General features: G+C 46.7%; 20 protein-coding genes. 17 read left to right on the top strand and 3 right to left on the bottom strand.

Annotation, left to right across the window (positions count from 1 at the left end):
* Nucleotides 1-57 precede the first annotated feature (57 nt).
* From fadB to XMD579_RS08260, 8 genes are all read left to right on the top strand, one after another.
* Entirely contained in the window at nucleotides 58-2,181 is a 2,124-nt protein-coding gene (gene fadB, locus XMD579_RS08295; protein WP_173481670.1) for a fatty acid oxidation complex subunit alpha FadB, read from the top strand.
* A 14-nt stretch (nucleotides 2,182-2,195) separates the two neighbouring features.
* On the top strand, nucleotides 2,196-3,953 hold the full coding sequence (locus tag XMD579_RS08290; RefSeq protein ID WP_173481669.1) for an acyl-CoA dehydrogenase: 1,758 nt from the start codon (nucleotides 2,196-2,198) through the stop codon (nucleotides 3,951-3,953).
* A gap of 257 nt (nucleotides 3,954-4,210) precedes the next feature.
* The gene (locus XMD579_RS08285; protein WP_173481668.1) at nucleotides 4,211-4,990 is read left to right on the top strand and encodes an ABC transporter ATP-binding protein; all 780 of its coding nucleotides are present in this window, start codon (nucleotides 4,211-4,213) and stop codon (nucleotides 4,988-4,990) included.
* Nucleotides 4,990-5,703 (top strand): ABC transporter ATP-binding protein, encoded by a 714-nt coding sequence (locus XMD579_RS08280; protein WP_173481667.1) that lies wholly within the window; start codon nucleotides 4,990-4,992, stop codon nucleotides 5,701-5,703. Before XMD579_RS08285 ends, XMD579_RS08280 begins: the two co-directional genes overlap by 1 nt.
* Before the next feature lie 51 nt (nucleotides 5,704-5,754).
* Nucleotides 5,755-6,960 carry an ABC transporter substrate-binding protein gene (locus tag XMD579_RS08275; RefSeq protein WP_217364106.1) on the top strand — a complete coding sequence of 402 codons (1,206 nt, stop codon included), beginning with the start codon at nucleotides 5,755-5,757 and terminating at the stop codon, nucleotides 6,958-6,960.
* Nucleotides 6,961-7,024: 64 nt separating this feature from the next.
* Nucleotides 7,025-7,903: a branched-chain amino acid ABC transporter permease gene (locus XMD579_RS08270; protein ID WP_173506265.1), complete on the top strand. Its 879-nt coding sequence runs from the start codon at nucleotides 7,025-7,027 to the stop codon at nucleotides 7,901-7,903.
* Between the two features lie 3 nt (nucleotides 7,904-7,906).
* On the top strand, nucleotides 7,907-8,833 hold the full coding sequence (locus XMD579_RS08265) for a branched-chain amino acid ABC transporter permease (RefSeq protein ID WP_173481666.1): 927 nt from the start codon (nucleotides 7,907-7,909) through the stop codon (nucleotides 8,831-8,833).
* Between the two features lie 71 nt (nucleotides 8,834-8,904).
* A complete protein-coding gene (locus XMD579_RS08260) occupies nucleotides 8,905-9,372 on the top strand; it encodes a MaoC family dehydratase (protein ID WP_173506202.1) in 468 nt (155 codons plus the stop codon).
* A 4-nt stretch (nucleotides 9,373-9,376) separates the two neighbouring features.
* Here the strand turns inward: XMD579_RS08260 and XMD579_RS08255 are convergent, their stop codons facing one another.
* Nucleotides 9,377-9,772: a DUF3429 domain-containing protein gene (locus XMD579_RS08255; RefSeq protein WP_173481664.1), complete on the bottom strand. Its 396-nt coding sequence runs from the start codon at nucleotides 9,770-9,772 to the stop codon at nucleotides 9,377-9,379.
* Nucleotides 9,773-9,913: 141 nt separating this feature from the next.
* Here XMD579_RS08255 and XMD579_RS08250 point away from each other — a divergent pair, with 141 nt between their 5' ends.
* Nucleotides 9,914-11,347 carry a ShlB/FhaC/HecB family hemolysin secretion/activation protein gene (locus tag XMD579_RS08250; protein WP_173506201.1) on the top strand — a complete coding sequence of 478 codons (1,434 nt, stop codon included), beginning with the start codon at nucleotides 9,914-9,916 and terminating at the stop codon, nucleotides 11,345-11,347.
* A gap of 2 nt (nucleotides 11,348-11,349) precedes the next feature.
* Nucleotides 11,350-12,471 carry a hypothetical protein gene (locus tag XMD579_RS08245; protein ID WP_173506200.1) on the top strand — a complete coding sequence of 374 codons (1,122 nt, stop codon included), beginning with the start codon at nucleotides 11,350-11,352 and terminating at the stop codon, nucleotides 12,469-12,471.
* Nucleotides 12,472-12,513: 42 nt separating this feature from the next.
* Here XMD579_RS08245 and XMD579_RS08240 read toward each other — a convergent pair whose 3' ends face one another.
* Nucleotides 12,514-13,365 carry a YicC/YloC family endoribonuclease gene (locus tag XMD579_RS08240; protein WP_254443781.1) on the bottom strand — a complete coding sequence of 284 codons (852 nt, stop codon included), beginning with the start codon at nucleotides 13,363-13,365 and terminating at the stop codon, nucleotides 12,514-12,516.
* A gap of 85 nt (nucleotides 13,366-13,450) precedes the next feature.
* Between XMD579_RS08240 and rph the strand changes: the two genes are divergently transcribed.
* The 3 genes from rph to XMD579_RS08225 are packed head-to-tail and all read left to right on the top strand — an operon-like array spanning nucleotide 13,451 to nucleotide 15,446.
* Complete coding sequence (gene rph, locus XMD579_RS08235; protein ID WP_305792178.1) at nucleotides 13,451-14,218, top strand: ribonuclease PH; 768 nt, start codon at nucleotides 13,451-13,453, stop codon at nucleotides 14,216-14,218.
* 31 nt (nucleotides 14,219-14,249) lie between these two features.
* Nucleotides 14,250-14,834, top strand: a complete 585-nt coding sequence (locus XMD579_RS08230; RefSeq protein ID WP_173481947.1) for a HupE/UreJ family protein — start codon at nucleotides 14,250-14,252, stop codon at nucleotides 14,832-14,834.
* A 3-nt stretch (nucleotides 14,835-14,837) separates the two neighbouring features.
* Complete coding sequence (locus XMD579_RS08225) at nucleotides 14,838-15,446, top strand: hypothetical protein (RefSeq protein WP_173506198.1); 609 nt, start codon at nucleotides 14,838-14,840, stop codon at nucleotides 15,444-15,446.
* 46 nt (nucleotides 15,447-15,492) lie between these two features.
* On the opposite strand, the gene XMD579_RS08220 is transcribed toward XMD579_RS08225, so the two are convergent.
* Nucleotides 15,493-16,266 (bottom strand): exodeoxyribonuclease III, encoded by a 774-nt coding sequence (locus XMD579_RS08220; protein WP_173481945.1) that lies wholly within the window; start codon nucleotides 16,264-16,266, stop codon nucleotides 15,493-15,495.
* Between the two features lie 167 nt (nucleotides 16,267-16,433).
* On the opposite strand from XMD579_RS08220, the gene pyrE reads away from it, so the two are divergent.
* From pyrE to modC, 4 genes are read left to right on the top strand one after another with little or no spacing between them, the layout of a single operon-like run.
* Nucleotides 16,434-17,081 (top strand): orotate phosphoribosyltransferase, encoded by a 648-nt coding sequence (gene pyrE / locus XMD579_RS08215; RefSeq protein WP_173481944.1) that lies wholly within the window; start codon nucleotides 16,434-16,436, stop codon nucleotides 17,079-17,081.
* Nucleotides 17,082-17,084: 3 nt separating this feature from the next.
* Nucleotides 17,085-17,864 carry a molybdate ABC transporter substrate-binding protein gene (gene modA, locus XMD579_RS08210; protein ID WP_173481943.1) on the top strand — a complete coding sequence of 260 codons (780 nt, stop codon included), beginning with the start codon at nucleotides 17,085-17,087 and terminating at the stop codon, nucleotides 17,862-17,864.
* Nucleotides 17,857-18,549, top strand: a complete 693-nt coding sequence (gene modB / locus XMD579_RS08205; protein WP_173481942.1) for a molybdate ABC transporter permease subunit — start codon at nucleotides 17,857-17,859, stop codon at nucleotides 18,547-18,549. The genes modA and modB overlap by 8 nt, the downstream gene beginning before the upstream one ends.
* Nucleotides 18,546-19,628: a molybdenum ABC transporter ATP-binding protein gene (modC, locus tag XMD579_RS08200; RefSeq protein WP_173481941.1), complete on the top strand. Its 1,083-nt coding sequence runs from the start codon at nucleotides 18,546-18,548 to the stop codon at nucleotides 19,626-19,628. The genes modB and modC overlap by 4 nt, the downstream gene beginning before the upstream one ends.
* Nucleotides 19,629-19,726: the final 98 nt, after the last annotated feature.

The raw sequence follows: 19,726 nt of genomic DNA, 5'->3' as shown, positions 1-19,726 counted from the left end.
TGAAGTGTCTTTAGGCGGGTGAATTTCACCCGCCATTTTTTATAAGGTAAAAGAACGATGTATACAGGCGAACATATCCAAGTTATTCAACGCAAAGACTCTATAATTGAGCTTGTCATCAACTCGAATAATGCAAGTGTAAACACATTAAGCGCCGCTGTTTTATCTGAACTGAAAACTGCGATTCAAACGATCAAATCTGAAAGCAGTGCGCTGGGCTTAATTATTCGCAGCAGTAAATCTTCCTTTGTTGTAGGTGCAAATATACTTGAGCTAATCGAGCTACAGAAACAGCCGAAGGCTGCAATACTTGAGATGCTTGACGAAACCCATGCCCTTTTTAATTCAATTGAAAACCTGCCATTCCCAACAGTCAGTATCATTAACGGCATGGCGCTGGGCGGTGGTTTAGAGATCGCTTTAACTACCGATTTTCGTGTAGCTACCCAGGACGCACTTATTGGTCTACCCGAAATTACTCTAGGTCTCTGCCCAGGCTGGGGTGGAAATATTCGAGTTGCTCGATTAGCTGGAGCAGACAAGGCTTTTGAGATGATCCTATCTGGCAGACCATTAAAGGCAGATAAAGCCCGTGAGATAGGATTAGTTGATGCGATTGTTGATGATGCGGGAATTGAAACCGCCAACTCACTAATCTTAAGCAGCAACAAGCAAAAGACAGAGAGTCAACGTCTGCGTAAACACCTAGCATCAGAACAAACCAGTGAAGCCATCAAAGCTGCAGCTCTAAATAAATTTGGATCCCAGTTGGATGCAAATACACCCGCTGCAAATGAGATCATCGAACTAATCAGTAACACAGCTCAATTAGACTTCACTTCAGCACTCGAGGCTGAGGCTCAGTGCTTTGCAACTTTGATGCAATCCGATGCCGGCAAGGCATTAAGCGGCCTCTTTGCGAGTGATCAATTCATTAAAACTCAAGCTAAACGTTTTGCGAAAGCAGGCGGTTCTGTAAGCAAGGGTGCAGTTATTGGCGCCGGCGTCATGGGCGGTGGTATTGCATACCAGTCTGCAATCAGCGGCATTCCGGTTGAGATGAAAGACATCAACGAACCTGCATTAGATCTCGGTGTTTCGACAGCAACCGTACTACTCGATCGCCAAATTAAGAAGGGTAAGCTATCCGAAGCACAGAAGATTGAAACACTCACTAAAATCAATCCAACGCTCGATTACGAAGGCTTTGGTGATGTCGATATGGTTGTTGAAGCTGTGGTCGAAAATCCAAAAGTTAAAGCGATGGTATTGAGTGATGTAGAGAGTGTGTTAAGGGATGACGCTGTACTCTCTTCGAATACATCAACCATCTCAATTACAAGCTTGGCAGAATCGCTTAAGCGTCCAGAGCAATTTTGCGGTATGCACTTTTTCAATCCCGTACATGCGATGCCTCTAGTTGAAGTTATTCGCGGCAAAAAAACCAGCGAAGCAACAGTTGCTCGTGCAGTAAATTACGCACTCGCCATGGGTAAGAAACCTATTGTTGTAAATGATTGTCCAGGCTTTTTAGTTAACCGAATTCTATTTCCCTACTTCAATGCATTTAACCGCCTACTTCTAGATGGCGCAGATTTCGAGCAGATTGATCGTGTAATGGAGACGTTCGGCTGGCCGATGGGACCTGCTTACCTTGCCGATGTTGTTGGCATCGATGTGTTAGTACATGCTGATCAGGTTCTACAGCAAGGCTTCCCTGATCGCATGGGGCATGACGGTACTGTCATTGCTGAGTCGTTGCTTGCAAAAGGTGAGCTAGGACAGAAGAGTGGCTCAGGCTTCTATAGTTATGGCAAAGATGAAAATGGTAATCGTTTCAAACGTCCAGCAGAAAGCACGCTTACGCTCATTTCAGAGCATGCATCGGATCAGCGCAGCTTTACCGATCAAGAGATCATTGATCGCCTCATGATTCCTTTGTGCATGGAAACCGTTCGCTGCTTAGAAGATGGAATCGTCTCATCTGCAGCCGAAGCAGATATGGGTTTAATACTCGGACTAGGCTTTCCAAAATTCCGAGGCGGTGCGCTACGTTATATCGACCTAGTAGGCATTAAAGAGTTCCAAGCAAAGGTAGTGCAATATGCCTCGCTAGGCGCGCTATACCAAACAACTGAAAGCTTCATCGCTCGCGCGACCGAAAACAGAACATTTTACTAATAGGAGTATTATCCATGAGTGACTACCAACACCCACAAGATGATGCACTTTTCGTACTCAATGAAGTGATTGGGTTTGATCAGCTTTGCAATACGATTGGCGCTGAAGAGTGCAACTCCGAATTAGGCGCTATAGTTTTAAACGAAGCAGGAAAACTAGGCAGCCAACTATTGGCACCATTAAACTCTATTGGTGATAAAAACCCACCAAAACTGGACTCTAACGGCGTCCAAGAGACAGCGGGATATAAAGAGGCGTATGCACAATTTGTAGAAGGCGGATGGAACGGCCTCACCTCTAAAGAGGAGTACATGGGTCAAAATCTACCCAATGTATTAGGTACCGCTGTGAACGAAATTTGGCAGAGCGCCAATCTAGCATTTGCACTTTGCCCTCTACTAAACCAGGGTGCTGTTGCAGCAGTAACAGAACACGCTTCCGAAGAACTTAAAGCAGAGTTCCTAGAAAAAATGGTTACAGGTGAGTGGACGGGCACCATGAACCTTACAGAACCAGATGCAGGTTCAGATCTGGCTGCCATTCGATCAACAGCAACACCTATGGGCGATCACTACCTAGTTAAAGGTCAAAAAATCTTCATCACCTGGGGCGATCACCAGATGACAGATAATATTGTCCACTTGGTATTAGCACGCCTTCCAGATGCTCCAGCAGGCGTAAAAGGGATTTCACTATTCTTAGTGCCTAAGTTTCTTAAAGACGCGTCGGGTAATTACACACAACGAAATGATGCACATGCCATAGCCCTTGAGCACAAGCTAGGCATCCACTCTAGTCCAACTTGTGTCATGAGTTTTGGTGATCAGGGCGGCGCAGTGGGTTACCTAATTGGGGAAGCAAACAAAGGCTTAGCGTACATGTTCACAATGATGAATCACGCTCGCCAATCTGTCGGATTACAGGGCCTTTCAATCGCTGAGCGCGCTCGCCAACAATCTGTTAGCTATGCCCGCGATCGTATCCAAGGCCGCTCAAAAAATGGCGACAAACTTGCCATCATCGAATTTCCTGATGTTCGTCGCATGCTTCTGATGCAAAGAGCTGCAACTGAGGCGATGCGCGCATTTGTCCTTGAAGCAGCTGCAGAGATTGATCGTGCACACCACGACGCGGACAACATAGAAGCCCAAAAGCGCGTTGAACTATACACACCTATTGTTAAAGGCTGGATGACTGAACTTGCCCAGGAGGTATGCTCACTTAATGTGCAGATTCATGGCGGCATGGGCTTCATTGAAGAGACAGGTGCCGCGCAACACTTTAGAGATGCACGAATTCTTCCAATATACGAAGGAACAACTGGAATCCAGGCGCTTGATTTAGTGGGACGCAAAACGCTTCTAGATCAGGGCGCTACAGTGAACAACTTCCTAGCAGAAGTGTTAAATACAGCACAAGAAACTGCCCAAGTTGAGGGTTTATCTGTAATCGGGGAAGCGCTTGCCAACTCAGTGAAAGAGGCTCAAGCCGCTGTAAAAGCTATAACAGCATCAGATCTAAACCAGGGTGCGGCCGTTAGCTTCGATTACCTCATGGGCATGGGTTACCTTTGCGGCGGGTGGATGCTTGCGCGCTCGGCTACGGCAGCAAAAACGAGCTCAACCGACAGCTATTCTAGCGACTTTATTGCAGCTAAGTTAGCTACCGCTCAATTCTACATAGAGTATCTACTTCCACGTGCTCAAACCCACCTAGGTCTGGCACAAAAAGGTCTTAACTCCCTATTTAAGTTCGAAATCAGTCAATTTTAAATTTCAGACTTAAATCTTTTGCCCTGTCACAGCAGGGCATTTTTTTGTCTAAAAAGCGCTCTAATACCAATGGATAATATTATCTAAGCATCTGAAAAATATGCATTTATTTAAATTGTGTCACAAATGTTGAAAAGACCGCCCCGCAAAACACAATTCGTCGCATTCTCTTAATAGTTACGACAAGCTTACTACTTAACCTTGGATGAAAAGCTAGAACCACTAAATGAAGTGGAAACCAAGGGATAATAAAAGTAATGGCTTCAAATCAGTCAGAATTCATTCTCCAGACCAAAAATTTGACGAAAGAGTTTAAAGGCTTTACCGCCGTCTCTGATGTTAACTTGAATGTTAAACGCGGCAATATCCACGCGCTTATTGGTCCAAACGGAGCAGGTAAAACCACAGTATTCAACCTGCTGACTAAGTTCCTTCAGCCAACTTCGGGCGTCATTACATTCAATGGGCATGACATTACTCGAAAAGAGCCAGCTGAGATTGCGCGAATGGGTATTATCCGCTCATTCCAAATCTCTGCAGTTTTTCCACACCTGACGGTACTTGAGAATGTCCGTGTTGCTTTGCAGCGTAAAGAGGGGCACAGCATGCACTTCTGGCGCTCAGAAAAAATTCTTAACGGCCTTAATGACCGTTGCATGGAACTACTGGAATCAGTAGGTCTTAAAGAGTTTGCAAACACAGTTACGACTGACCTGGCATACGGCCGTAAACGCGCCCTAGAAATTGCCACAACACTCGCACTAGATCCTGAATTGATGCTCCTTGATGAACCAACTCAGGGTATGGGACATGAGGATGTTGGTCGCACTACGGATCTAATCAAACAGGTAAGCAAAAATCGCACGATTCTTATGGTTGAACATAACCTCAAGGTAGTTTCGACCCTAGCCGATCAAATAACCGTTCTGCAACGCGGCCAGATCCTTACAGAGGGTAATTACGCAACTGTATCTGCAGATCCACAAGTTCGCGAAGCCTACATGGGCCGCGAAGCAGATGCAGCAGGAGCACACTAATGAGCCATAGTCATCGAGAAAAGATTCGCATTAGCAACCTTCACGCTTACTACGGTGAAAGTCACATCCTGCACGGTATCGACCTTCATGTTATGGAGGGAGAGCTTGTCACCCTGTTAGGGCGCAATGGTTCAGGGCGCTCTACAACCTTAAAAGCGATCATGAACCTGGTAGGCAAACGTAGCGGTCAGATCGTCATTAATGGCAATGAAACCATCAACATGGCTTCACACCGCATTGCCCATTTGGGACTTGGCTACTGTCCCGAAGAGCGTGGCATCTTCGCAAGCTTGAACGTAGAGGAAAATTTGATGCTTCCTCCAAATGTTCGCTCTGGCGGGATGAGCGTCGATGAAATTTTTGAGATGTTCCCTAACCTATATGAGCGCCGAATGAGTCAGGGCACGCGCTTATCAGGTGGTGAGCAGCAGATGCTTGCGCTTGCTCGCATTCTAAGAACAGGTGCCAACATCCTTCTACTTGATGAAATCACTGAAGGTCTTGCACCGGTTATTAACGACAAACTTGCCGATGTTCTTGTACAGCTTAAAGAGCGCGGCTTAACAATTTTGCTTGTTGAACAAAACTTCCGCTTTGCGGCTCCGATAGCTGACCGTCACTACGTGATGGAGCACGGACACATAGTTGAAGAGATTCAAGCAGATGAATTGGAAGCAAAAACAGAGCTTCTAAACAGCTACCTAGGCGTCTAATTAAACAGCCGAAGATAGTCAGATAACAAAAAAATCCAATGTGGAGAAAAGATGATGCGTAAAACACTACTCGCTTCAATGATCGCAGCTAGCATGGCAGCAACAGCGACTGCAGCAACTGTAGACGGCAAAGTTAAAATCGGTGTAATTGGCGACATGGGCGGCGTATACGCTGACGTTGGCGGCAAGGGTATGACCGAAGCTACTCAGATGGCTATCGATGATTTCGGTGGCAAAGTTCTTGGTCAGCCAATCGAACTTGTTTCAGCAGATTCACAGCTTAAGCCAGACGTTGCCTCTTCAATCGTTCGTAAGTGGGTTGAAGACGAAGGCGTAGACACCATCGGCGGCCTAGTATCTTCAGCTGTAACAGGCGCTGTAACTCAGGTGACTTCTGCGAACAAAAACATCGCACTGATCACTGGTTCAGCTTCACACTCTTTCACAGCTAAAGCAGGTGTTTGTTCTCCATACATCGCTCACTGGACATACAACGTAGCAGCTCTTGCAAACGGTACTGTTAAGAACATGGTTGCTGCAGGCAAGAAGAAGTGGTTCTTCATCACTGCTGACTACTCTTTCGGCCACGCGCTTGAAGGTGTTTCTAGCGGCGTAATCAAAGCGAACGGCGGTGAAGTAGTAGGTGCAGTTCGTGCTCCACTAGGTACAACAGACTTCTCTTCTTACGTACTACAGGCTCAGGCTTCTGGCGCTGAAGTTGTAGCACTTGCTAACGCAGGTAACGACACAACTAACGCTCTAAGAGCTGCTATCGAGTTCGGTCTAACAGAACAGTCTGATATCGCAGGTCTGCTTGTTTTCGCAACAGATACTAAAGCGATGGACGGCAATGTTGCTAAAGGCATGCGTCTAACAACTGGTTTCTACTGGGATATGGACGAGCAGACTCGTGAATGGAGCAACCGCTTCAAAGCGATCCACGGCTCAATCCCAACAATGGTTCACGCAGGTGCTTATTCAGCAACTATGAACTACCTGAAAGCTGTTGAAGCAGCAGGTACCGACGATGCTGACGCTGTTATGGCTAAGATGAAGTCTGCTAACCCAACTGACTTCTTCGCTCGTAACGCGTCTCTACGTGGCGACGGTCGTATGGTTCACGACATGCTTCTAGTAGAGATCAAAGATCCTGCAAACCGTAAATCTGAAGATGACATCTACGACATCGTAAAAGTTATCCCAGGTAACGAAGCTTACAACCCAATGAACCCAGAGTGTGATTTCTCTGCTAAGTAATTGCGGTTAAATAAAGGGGGAGTGCTTGGCGCTCCCCATCTTTCAGTTTGAGATCGGTAATAGCATGTTCGATATCAATATTATGGCGTTAAGCGGGCAACTGCTGGTAGGACTGATAAACGGTTCTTTCTACGCCCTTTTAAGTTTAGGTCTTGCCATCATTTTTGGTCTGTTGCGAATCATCAACTTCGCTCAGGGCGCAATGTATATGCTTGGTGCTTTTGCTGCGCTATTAGCATTCAAATGGACCGGTTTGAATTACTGGGCAGCACTTGTTGTCGTGCCAGTAACTGTCGGTGTATTGGGCATACTTATCGAACGTTTCTTAATCCGTCCGATCGCTAATTTAGACCATCTATACAGTCTACTTTTAACCTTCGGTATCGCTCTCATGCTGCAGGGTACTTTTACCCACATATTCGGTTCATCTGGTCAGAGCTACCCTGTGCCAGCTGAACTAAAAGGCGGTATTAAACTACCGTTCATGTACCTGCCTACTTACCGCGCTTGGATCATTGTTGCATCAGTTGTGGTCTGCCTAGGCACCTGGTTCATGATTGAAAAGACCAAACTTGGAGCTTACCTTCGCGCAGGTACTGAGAACCCTAAACTCCTTCAAGCCTTTGGTATTAACGTACCCTTGATGGTCACACTAACCTTTGGTTTTGGTGTGGCTCTAGCTGGTTTAGCCGGTGTTCTTGCAGCACCTGTCTACTCTGTATCACCGGATATGGGCTCTAGCATTTTGATTATTGTATTTGCCATCGTAGTCATTGGTGGCATGGGCTCCATCGGTGGCGCTATCGCTACCGGTTTAGGCATGGGGGTTGTTGAAGGTCTAACTAAATACTTCTACCCAGAAGCATCCACTACAGTCATTTTTGTTGTGATGATGCTGGTTCTGATGTTTAAACCTGCTGGTTTATTTGGAAAAGAGGCATAACAGATGAATACCAATATTCGAAATCTAATTATTGCCGTAGTAGTGCTTGGCGTGGCGCCCTACCTACTCTACCCAGTTTTTTTGGCTAAACTTCTCTGCTTTGCGCTATTTGCAGCCGCATTCAATCTACTTCTTGGTTATGCTGGCATCCTCTCTTTTGGCCACGCAGCCTTCCTAAGTACCGGCGGCTACATTACCGGATGGGCGATGATGAATCTTGGCGTATCAACTGAGATTGGTATTCTTATGGGTACCCTAGCTGGCGCACTACTTGGGGCAATTTACGGCAAATTGGCAATCAAGCGCGAAGGCATCTACTTTGCAATGGTTACCCTTGCTCTCGCTCAGTTAACCTTCTTCGTATACCTGCAATCTGATTTCACAGGTGGCGAGAACGGCATGCAGGGCATTCCCCGCGGTAACCTCTTTGGCCTCATCGACCTTACAGATAATGTCGCGATGTACTACACCGTCGCTGTCATCTTCCTGATTGGGTTTGCGATCATTCAGCGTACTGTGCACTCGCCTTTTGGCCAGGTTCTTAAAGCTATCCGCGAGAACGAGCCACGTGCAATCTCTCTGGGATACAACGTTAACAACTACAAGTGGCTGGCATTTATTATCTCATCTGCACTTGCAGCACTAGCGGGTTCAACCAAGACTATTGTCTTCAACCTAGCGTCACTTACCGATGCTCACTGGCACATGTCGGGTGAAGTTATCCTGATGACTCTAGTTGGTGGTGTAGGCACTCTCATGGGACCAGTGGTGGGGGCAGGTGTCATAGTAACAATGCAAAACTACCTATCTACAGGCGACCTAGGTAACTACATTCACATCATTATGGGTGCGGTGTTTGTTATCTGTGTACTTGCATTCCGCGCAGGTATTGTTGGCCAATTCAAAAAATTCAAAGAGCGTAACTTCTAACAATTTAAGTTACTCTCACAAGGGCTGACATTTTGTCGGCCTTTTTTATCTATTAAGACTAGGATATATCAATGCTCTACCTTGAAGACCTGAATGCCGGAGATAGATTTGAGAGTGAAAGCTATGAGATCACTGATGAAAATATCGTAGCCTTTGCTGAGCACTATGACCCACAACCCTTCCATCTATCAGATGAATCTGCGCAGGACTCCTTCTTTGAGAGCCTTGCAGCAAGTGGCTGGCAGGTGGGTTCTATCACTATGCGTCTGATTGCCAAATCCTTGCCGATTGCCTCAGGGGTTATTGGTGGTGGAGTCACCCTTCGCTGGCTAACACCAACGCGTCCTGGAGATGTACTACACGTTGAGACAGAGATATTAGAGGTAATCCCGTCTAAGTCGAAACCAGATCGCGGGGTGGTGAAGATTCATGCTAAAACCATCAACCAGCATGGCGAAACACGCCAAACATTCGATAGTTCGCTTTTGGTATTTCGCGCCAGCGCGGGAGTTAAAGGCGGTATTTACGCGCCAAAATAGTCAACTAATTTAAATGAGCAATCAACCAGATGTGGCATAGCGAAACGACCACCGTTAGATGAGTTCTCAATCTCCGATAATCGCCATCTTCAATCTGAGTATGATCCCAGGCCCACCAAACCAAAAAGGCAATTAACCCAACCCACAAACCTAAATAGAGGGGGAGTAAAAGTGCCAACCAGGCTAAAAGTGAAGGGAGCATGCAAATGGCCAAACGAGCATCAGAAGCAAAGTTGCTATCCCGCATAGCAACTCCCCAGTGAATCCCTCCTAAAAACGAGAGGATCACAGCGGAATAACTCATAAAAGCCGAGACAGACGCTGCATCTTCAAACTGAAAAGCCAATCCGACGAAAGGGATCAACCCGGCGTAACCCAGGCGGTGTGCTAACTTAATCACGCGAAATACTCTTAACTGTTTCTATCAGTTACGCAGCTGTCGGTATTCAGGATCTTATGTACGATATTTTGCTTGCTGTACTGAAAACGCTAAATCAGCTAGTCTGGATTCAATATCCACACAATTAAAAGTAATGCTTTTATGAGCCTCATCAGAACAATTCGTTCAGCATCAATTAGTTACGCGCTCTGCTTTTTAGCCTCTCAACACGTATTTGCAGATTCTGAAATTACAGTATCTGGCATCTCACAAGATTTGCTTAATCAACTAACGATCATCACAGATGGTTCGACGATTGACCTCGAACAGTCAATACAGCACCAACTTGAATCAAGGGGATATTTTCTAGCAACTGTTCACCTTACAGGTGAAGCTACTATGGATGTGGATCTTGGCTATGTTGCTGAGGTAAGGATTCAGGGTATTGATGGGAAAAACAGCAATGCGATTGCGAATATTATCCAGCCGCTGATTGATCGCCATGCTAACCAAATTGCAGAATTTGATTACGCACAAGAGGTCATCAATGATCTACCGGGACTAAAGGCTAGCTTTGCTTTTGAGCCTATGCCGGATGCCTCTGGCTTTTTGCTCTCTATCCTAGGGGAAGAGATAAAGCAGCAAGGGCACATCACGATTGATAACATTCCTAGAGAATTAGGTGAAAAAACTCGAACAACTCTTTCACAAGATTTCTACAGCGTTTTTCAGGGCGGCGATGCTTTAAGGTTTGATATAGCGAGTGTAAATGGCAAAAACCCAGACAGCACAAACCTTGATCTCTCTTACCAGCTACCCATCTCTGCATCAGGTTCATATATAGAGCTAGACTACTCAGACTTTGAAACACAAAACGGCAATTCATATTCAGGTAAATCCTATGGTGCACTTTTAGGCTTTCCTCTTGAACGCTCACACAGCACTGCCGATTATTTACTTGTGGATTTAAATCATATTAACGAAAGCAGTTCACCAAGCTCGGCGGGTGATGACATCGTCACTAGCGGCGAAGTCATATTACTTAAACATCTACATGATATTGATGGAAACTCTTCAACCAACTCAATCTCTTTAGTCAGTGGACACTCAAAACTAGAGAATGATTTCACCCTACTTCGTGGCGAATACGGAAGGGTTTTCCAGCTGCGTGAGATATCAGATTCAACGGAATTGAAGGTTGAAGTGAATGCCCAATTTGGTGGCTCTTCGACACCTCATACACACCTCTTCTTATTGGGTGGGACAGATTATTTGAGAGGTTATGCAAGTTCTGAATTTGCTGGCGAGTCAGGTATTAAAGCACTATTCGAAATAGGCCAACTCCATGTAGGACCAACAGAAAATATTACACAAATAACGCCCTTCGCATTCTTTGATGTTGGATACGTTAATAACCATAGAAGTTCAGGAAATCAGAGACCTAAAAATGATTCGCTTGCGAGCATCGGTGTCGGCTCGCGCATGAGTGCATACGGTTTCTATATTGATGCATCAATTGGCGTGCCGTTACTTGAGGGGCGAGATGGTAAAACACCATCTCCGGCGGCTTACCTAAGAATTACTAAGGGGTGGTAAACATGAAAACACTTAAAAACTTATCCCTCACACTGATTCTTTTAAACGTTATGCCTAGTTTCGCTGGTGATGGAGTCTGTCCTGCAGATAGACAGGATGTTTGTACTAAAGTCATTGAAGTGCTGAACGATGCACTCAACAAAGGCCTCATCACCAAGGATCAATGGGATTACGAACACCTTCATCTTGATATTGATTTTGCAACCTACCAGCGAATGGGCTTAGAGAGCCAATTCGGTGGACAGGGAAGAGGTATCACTAGCAATCAGCCAGAGCACATGCTGATTAAAGATATACTGACCAAACAAACAGATAAGGAATTTTTTGATTTAGTACTGGGTGTACTTGATGAAGCAAAGCTAGCCTGGGGCCAAGGAGGAAAGACACTACCAAGGTTTTATATCGCGGCACCTGATGGTAGTGAATCGGTATCTGCAGCAATTGATAAAACTGCACCACCTGTAACACCTGCAACACCTATGATGACTCTAAATCCTGCTGTTCAGGCACCTTCGCCACCGGTTACTCCAATTATTGTGTCTTTAAACTATGGCAAAGGACCTTCAGGCGTTGGACCAATAGCTGGAAAAGCGCCTGATATAGTTGGGGCGTCAGGAGGTTTAAAAGTCCCACCCAAACCTGCTGCACAGACTGTACCAACGCCAAAGCCTACTCCAGTTGCTGCTCCAAAGCCTTTACCTGCGAAAACGCATAAGATTGCTTCTACTAACAGTAAAGTGGTGGCTTACCATCTGATGCAAACTAGCAAAGGCTCAAAGGGGCTACATAAAACAGTTTCAATAGTGAAACAGCATCCATCGAAACCAACTGATAACAAGACACATAAAAAAAGTGATGTTTCTAAGTCTCATCCTGAAATGCCAGTTTCTAAAAAACCAGGTGCTCCTCATCTTCAAGATGAGAAATCCTTCTCGCAAGATGAAAGCGGAAGGCTTTGGAGTTGCACTATCAGTGATATGGGGATGCGGCGTATGGTAGATATCCACGGTAATAAAATCGTTACTGGCCACTCAGAGACGTTGCAATACAGTAGCCGTTTGCTCAACCACGTACCTGGCCTACATGTTCGAGACAACCGATGCTTGATTACAGTGCATAAATAACAACGAAGGAGAGACAGTAAGTGTAGGCAATAGAATTTTAATCTATTCGATATTCTGTATCTGCTCGCGCATCTGTTCGATCAAAACCTTAAGCTCAACCGCGCTTTGAGTCGTTGCGACGACAACGGATTTGGAGCCCAGTGTGTTAGCCTCACGGTTCAACTCTTGCATTAGAAAATCCAGCTTACGACCGATTGGCCCCTTCTCTTTTAAGATGCGTCTCACTTCCGTGACATGGGTATCTAGACGGTCCAGCTCTTCTGCAACGTCGGCACGTTGTGCTAACAGCACCACCTCTTGCTCAAGACGTTCGGCGTCAAGATCGACACCTAACTGCGACACTCTTTCGACCAGATTCGCTTTTTGATTTTCAATGATTTGTGGCATTTTTGATCTTATTTCGCCGACGATCGACGCAATAGATTGTAACCTTTCCTCAATCAAACCGGCCAGCTCAACCCCTTCGCGCTGACGACCCTCAATGAGTTGGGCCAATGCGTCATCAAACAGTGAAAGCGCGGCTTTGCCCACTTCACTAGGATCAGCTGAAGTGCTGTTCATCACGCCCGGGAATTGAAGCAGAGCCAAAGGATCAACCCTTCCCTCTGAAGCACCACTGAGTTTAATCTGCTGTAGCGCTTCATTAATCTGCTGCAACCGCACTTGATCCACTTGAACACTCTGCTGACCCACCGATTCATGGAACCGAAGCGAACATTCAACTTTGCCGCGGGCCAGGCGTTTGCGCAGCTTGTCGCGAATGGCTATCTCGTGCTGACGCATAAAGTCTGGAAGTTTGAAATGAGGCTCTAAGAAACGCTGATTAACCGAACGAATTTCCCAAACCAAGGTACCCCATGAAAATTCAGCTTCTGAACGGGCAAAAGCGGTCATACTCTGTGTCATATACTGTCAAACTCGATTACCATAGATTGATTGTCACTATAACAGCCGATGCCGGCACTTTTAAGGTACCTACATGAGCTCTCCACTCTCTGATCAATTGAAAAACCTAGGTTTAGATGCAATGCGCCCAAGTGGGCGTCAACCAGACCAAATGCGCGACGTTAAAGTCACTCGTAATTTTACAATGCATGCAGAAGGTTCGGTTTTGATCGAGTTTGGCAATACAAAAGTCCTTTGTAATGCGTCAGTTACTCGAGGTGTACCTCGCTGGTTGCGCGGATCAGGCTCAGGTTGGGTAACCGCTGAGTATGGCATGCTGCCTCGTGCAACCAATAGCCGCACCGATCGTGAGGCATCGCGCGGTAAGCAGTCAGGACGCACGCTTGAGATTCAGCGCCTGATCGGCCGTTCACTGCGTGCTGCGATTGATCTAGATAAGCTAGGCGAGAACACCATCACCATCGACTGTGATGTTCTGCAAGCAGATGGTGGTACTCGTACAGCCTCAATTACCGGTTCGTACATTGCGCTGATTGATGCGATCAACGAACTGAAAAAAGACAAAAACGGCGCACTTAAAGGCAACCCGATTAAAAACCAAGTCGCAGCTATTTCGGTGGGCATCTATAAAGGCCAAGCGGTATTGGATTTGGATTATGCAGAAGATTCAACAGCCGAAACTGATATGAACGTCGTCATGACTGAAACCGGCGGTTTTGTTGAAGTCCAAGGCACAGCAGAAGGTGCTCCTTACACTCAAGATGAACTGAATCAGTTGCTAACCTTAGCTAAGAAAGGCATTGAAGAGCTCACAGCAATCCAAAAAGCCTCACTGGCGTAAGCAACTAAAATTTAATTTCCTGGAACTAAGAATGACTATCAAACAACTCGCTACAGCTCTATCTTTGATGATTTTCAGCAGCATGGCGTTTGCCCATACTGGTGAAGGTATCAACACAGGTTTTGCATCTGGCTTCTGGCACCCCATCATGGGTTGGGATCATGTCGTTGCAATGGTTGCAGTCGGCCTTTGGGGTGCTTTTTTAGGCGCACCCGCCATCTGGATACTTCCGGTCGTTTTTCCACTGGTCATGGCAATTGGCGGTGCTTTAGGCATTGCCGGTATGCCGCTTCCTGCAGTGGAGACGGGTATTGCGCTTTCGGGTGTGGTTCTTGGTCTGCTGATTGTCTTTGCTGTTAAGGCACCGCTATGGATAGCCGCTGTGATCGTGGGCATCTTTGCGATCTTCCATGGTCACGCTCACGGCACAGAGTTCCCAACAGAGTTTAACGCTTACGGTTATGCCGTTGGATTTGTTATTGCGACTGGTCTACTGCACCTTATCGGTATCGCGTTCGGCTTCCTAACCAAACTCGATTTTGGTGCGAGTTTGGTTCGTCTAGGTGGGGCGATCATTGCATTAGTTGGTGCTGGCTACCTATTTGGTGTGCTTTAACGTATGGTCTATCCATCACGCTCAATACTGCTTCTTTTGACCTCAGTGTTACTGCCTAACCTGGCAGTAGCGCATAGTTTTGGGGCTGGCACCGATCAATTTGCTAGTTTTGTTGAAGGGGCCAGCGTGGTGATCTTTGATCAAGTCACTCTATTTGCCACCCTCTCTTTAGGCCTAATGATTGCACTGTGGAAGAATCGCGGTGTGGTTCAAGCCCTTCCCCTCTTTGTTGTGGGGTTAGTCTTGGGCTTTTTACTGGCGCCTTCAGTAACCACCTGGGTGATGATGGGGGCTACGGTTGTCGGCGCTATCACTGCAACCCTGGGTGCTAGCTTGAACCAGCAGTTCAAACCGCTAACACTGATCCTTGCACTGTTTACTGGCCTGCTTGTCCAGATGGTCTCTTTGGAGGGGCATGTCTGGATGGAGTTAAGCGTCTCCATCTATGTCGGTGTGACACTTGGGGCGATATTGCCAGTGATGCTTGGCGCCGCAACCGGTGAGTTACTACTGGAAAAGCTGCCCGCAACCTTTTCACGAATTGCCGTCAGGGTAGCCTGCTCTTGGCTCGCAGCGATTCAGATCATGATGTTAGCTTTCTTCTCGCGCTAACAATAAAATACCCTCGTAAAGAGGGTTTCTAAAATCCAATTCTCAATTAAAAATCGAGATCGTAATCCACGATGTAGGGTGCATGCTCAGAGAACTGCTGACCTTTGTAGATACTGCAGTGCTGAATGGTTTTACGCAGACCTTGAGTCGTAATCTGGTAATCCAAGCGCGCACCTTCATTTAGCTCACGGGCACGGTTGTAGTCTGGCCACCAAGTGTATTCGCGATCCGCTTTTGTACACTCACGCATTGTGTCGACGTAGCCCATTTCACCGAATAGCTCCTCCATGAACTCACGCTCTTCTGGAAGGAATCCAGATACGGTCTGATTGGCATACCAGTTACTCAAGTCGACCGGTTTGTGCGCAATTTTCATGCTACCGGCGAAGATGAATTCACGACGCTTGCGAAGAGTCTTCTCAAAGTGACTTTCAAATTGCTCAATGAACTTCTCTTTCTCTGCTTGAGCGTCTGGTCCTTTGAGACCCGATGGAACATTAAAAGAACCGACGCTGAATCGTTCGAAGTCAGCCTGAATATAACGGCCTTGGAAATCGCACTGTTCAAAACCTAAGCCGATCATAATCGCTTTAGGTAGACGGCGGGTGTAGATCGCTACACCGCTGTAGTCATCATCAAAGGCTTCAAAGAAGTAGGCTTCGTAACCCTCAGGGTGGTAGCGAGAATCATCTAATTGATACTCACGTGCACGAATGTTTTGCAAGCAGACAACATCCGCATCCTGCTTAACCATCCAATCGAAAAAGCCCCGATCAGCGGCTTGAACAATGCCTTGAGTATTAAAAGTAATTACGCGCATGAGTTCGAAGCGCTCCGTATAACTATTGTTGTTAGACTAAAGATTGCAATTGTAGCGATAGATTCATAAAAACGGAATTTTTTAAAGCTGAAAGAAGTTGGTTTGGGAGTTGAACTCTGTTCAGGTATCCTACGCGGATTAAACCCAGTTCTAAGGATTTCACTATTATGCAAAGCTACCAGCGTGAGTTCATCGAATTCGCAATCGAAAAAGGCGTTCTTAAATTTGGTGAGTTCACCCTAAAATCGGGTAGAACTAGCCCTTACTTTTTTAACGCAGGCCTTTTCAATACCGGTGATGCCATAGCAAAACTGGGTCGTTTCTATGCAGCGGCAATTGAAGACGCGAAGATCGATTACGACGTCATGCTTGGGCCTGCTTACAAAGGCATTCCCCTTGCAACAACGACCGTCGTTGCACTGGCAAATGATTTCGGTAAAGACGTTCCTTATGTTTTTAACCGCAAAGAGGTTAAGGATCACGGTGAAGGTGGCAACCTAGTGGGCGCACCACTCGCTGGCCGTGTTCTGATCATCGACGATGTCATTACCGCGGGTACCGCTATCCGTGAGGTGATGACGCTGATCGACGAAAATGGTGCAACACCAGCCGCCACGGTGATCGCACTGAACCGTATGGAACGAGGTACAGGTGAGCTTTCCGCCATTCAGGAAGTTGAGCGTGACTACAACATGCAAGTTGCTAGCATCATTTCCTTAGATGATCTCGTTGAGTACCTTGAAGAGCAAGGTGGTCGTGATGCTGAGTTAACGGCCATTCGAGCCTACCGTGACGAATACGGAATCAGCGCATAACTTATGCAGTTTAAAGCAGTCCTACTTAGATCAATACTCACGCTGAGTCTGGCTGCTTTTGCATCCTCACAAGCCGTTGCAAACACACTTACTGTGTTTGCAGCAGCGAGCTTAAAAAATGCGATCGATGAGATCACAGAACATTACGAGGCAGACCATTCAGACTCGATTGTTGTCTCTTATGCGGGGTCTGCCACCTTAGCACGTCAAATAGAGATGGGCGCACCAGCCGATATTTTCATCTCTGCCAACACTGCCTGGATGGATTACCTATCTGATAGGGCGCTAATTAATGAACCGACTCGCTTCAACCTTGCCAGTAATCAGTTGGTACTGATAAGTCATACTCCAGACGCAAAACTCACCCTCACCAGGTCGCAAGAACTGCTCGATTGGCTGGACAATGAATACCTGGCCATGGGTCTTGTGGAATCTGTACCTGCTGGCATTTACGGTAAGCAAGCACTTACTTATTTTGATCTTTGGGACCCCCTTAAGCAGCAAGTCGCTCAATCAGACAATGTGCGGTCTGCACTTGCATTAGTTGCTTCAGGTGAAGCACCTTTAGGGATCGTCTATCACTCGGATGCGGTGGCTGAACCCAAGGTCTCAATAGCTGCCACCTTCCCTACAGAGTCCCATGACAGAATTCTATATCCGGTTGCGGCTGTTACAGAGAGTGATAAATCAACCGCGGCATTTTTAGAGTTTTTGCGCTCAGAGCAGTCTAGGGCGATACTAGAGCGCAACGGCTTTTTAATGGATTCGCAACAACGTGACTGATTGGCTAGGCCCCAACGAGTGGGCGGCAGTTCTCCTATCAATTAAGGTAGCTTTTTGGGCAACACTGCTTAGCCTGCCTGTGGCCATTGGCGTTGCCTATCTTCTGGCGAAAAAGGAGTTTGCAGGGAAACAGCTTCTCAACGGAATTGTCCATCTACCCTTGATCTTACCGCCCGTTGTAACGGGTTATCTGCTGTTAATGACCTTCGGAAAACGCACGCCTGTCGGATCATTCCTTGCTGAGTGGGGAATTGAGTTTGCTTTCCGCTGGAGCGGTGCCGCATTAGCAGCAGCCATCATGGCTTTTCCATTACTGGTTCGCGCTATTCGTCTCTCCATTGAAGCCATTGATCCTAAATTAGAGGAAGCGGCCGCAACCCTGGGTGCCTCAAGGCGCTGGGTGTTTATCACCATCACCCTACCTTTAATGCTTCCTGGTGTGATCGCCGGCTCCGTTCTGGGCTTTGCCAAAGCGATGGGTGAGTTTGGAGCCACCATCACCTTTGTATCGAATATTCCAGGTCAGACTCAGACACTCCCTTCGGCTATCTATGCGTTTCTTCAGGTACCCGGTGGTGAAAGCTCTGCGACCAAACTGGTGATCATCTCTATTATCATTGCGATGAGTGCACTTCTTGCCTCTGAATGGCTGTCACGTCGTATGAGCCGGAGGTTGCAGTCATGACACTGTCAGTCACTTTGCAGCAGTCGATGCCAAACTTCTCGCTTGATATAGCCTTTGAAGCCCCCAGTGGCATCACGGTTCTATTTGGCGAGTCAGGTTCAGGGAAAACCACCACAATCAATGCGATAGCCGGCTTGCAAAGCAACAGCCAAGGCCGCGTCACTCTGTCCGATCGGGTGTTATTTGATAGCGCTTCAAACACGAGCTTAAAGCCCTATCAACGCAACATTGGCTACATTTTTCAAGAGAGCCGACTCTTTCCACATCTGACAGTAGAGCAGAATCTAAATTACGCGAAACGCTTCAATAAGGTCGACAAAAGCGTCGATTTTTACCAGATCGTCGAACTTTTAGGTATAAAACCCCTACTTAGGCGAACGCCAAATTCACTCTCTGGTGGTGAAAAACAGCGTGTTGCGATTGGTCGTGCGTTATTAAGCGCACCAGATCTTATTCTGGCCGATGAACCCCTTGCAGCACTCGATGGCGCCCGAAAAGCGGAGCTACTCCCCTACTTCAAAAAATTAAACCGGGAATTGGGTATTCCTATGCTCTACGTAACCCACTCACCCGAAGAGGTATTAGAGCTGGCTGACCATGTCATCGCACTGGAGCAGGGCCGCATTGTGACTCAAGGGCCTGCGCGAGAGGTGATGGCCAACAGCAAGGTCGCGCGAACCGCCAATCGTGCGATCAAGTCGACACTGACAACCCAGTTAGTGGCACAACACCCCGATGGACTGTCCGAGCTTCAAGTGGCCAGCGAAACACTCTATGTGCCGACCCTTGATGCACCCATAGGTTCAGCGGTCTGCCTTGAACTGGTCGCGAACGATCTAATCCTATCGACCGCAAAAGTGGCAGGCATCTCTGCCTTGAATCAGGTTTCCGGAAGGGTTGAATCCATTGAAACGACTTCATCGAGTGATGTACTTATTAACGTGTGCATTGCAACAGATATCGTCTCAACACACATCACCAAACGCTCCCTTAACAATCTAAACCTCAAGATCGGCGATCCCTGCGTTCTGATCATAAAATCGGTCAACATCTGCCCCTCTAACCGCTGCCAAGGTTGAGATTTTCTCAACTAGTCGTGAGCATTTATCGTTAAGACTTTAGATATATATCAATTACTTTTGACTATATAACCGATTACAATTCTGAAACTTTGTGC

Source organism: Marinobacterium sp. xm-d-579 (assembly GCF_013282935.1).
Classification (GTDB): domain Bacteria; phylum Pseudomonadota; class Gammaproteobacteria; order Pseudomonadales; family Balneatricaceae; genus Marinobacterium_E.
This window is presented reverse-complemented; position numbering and strand designations above follow the sequence as displayed.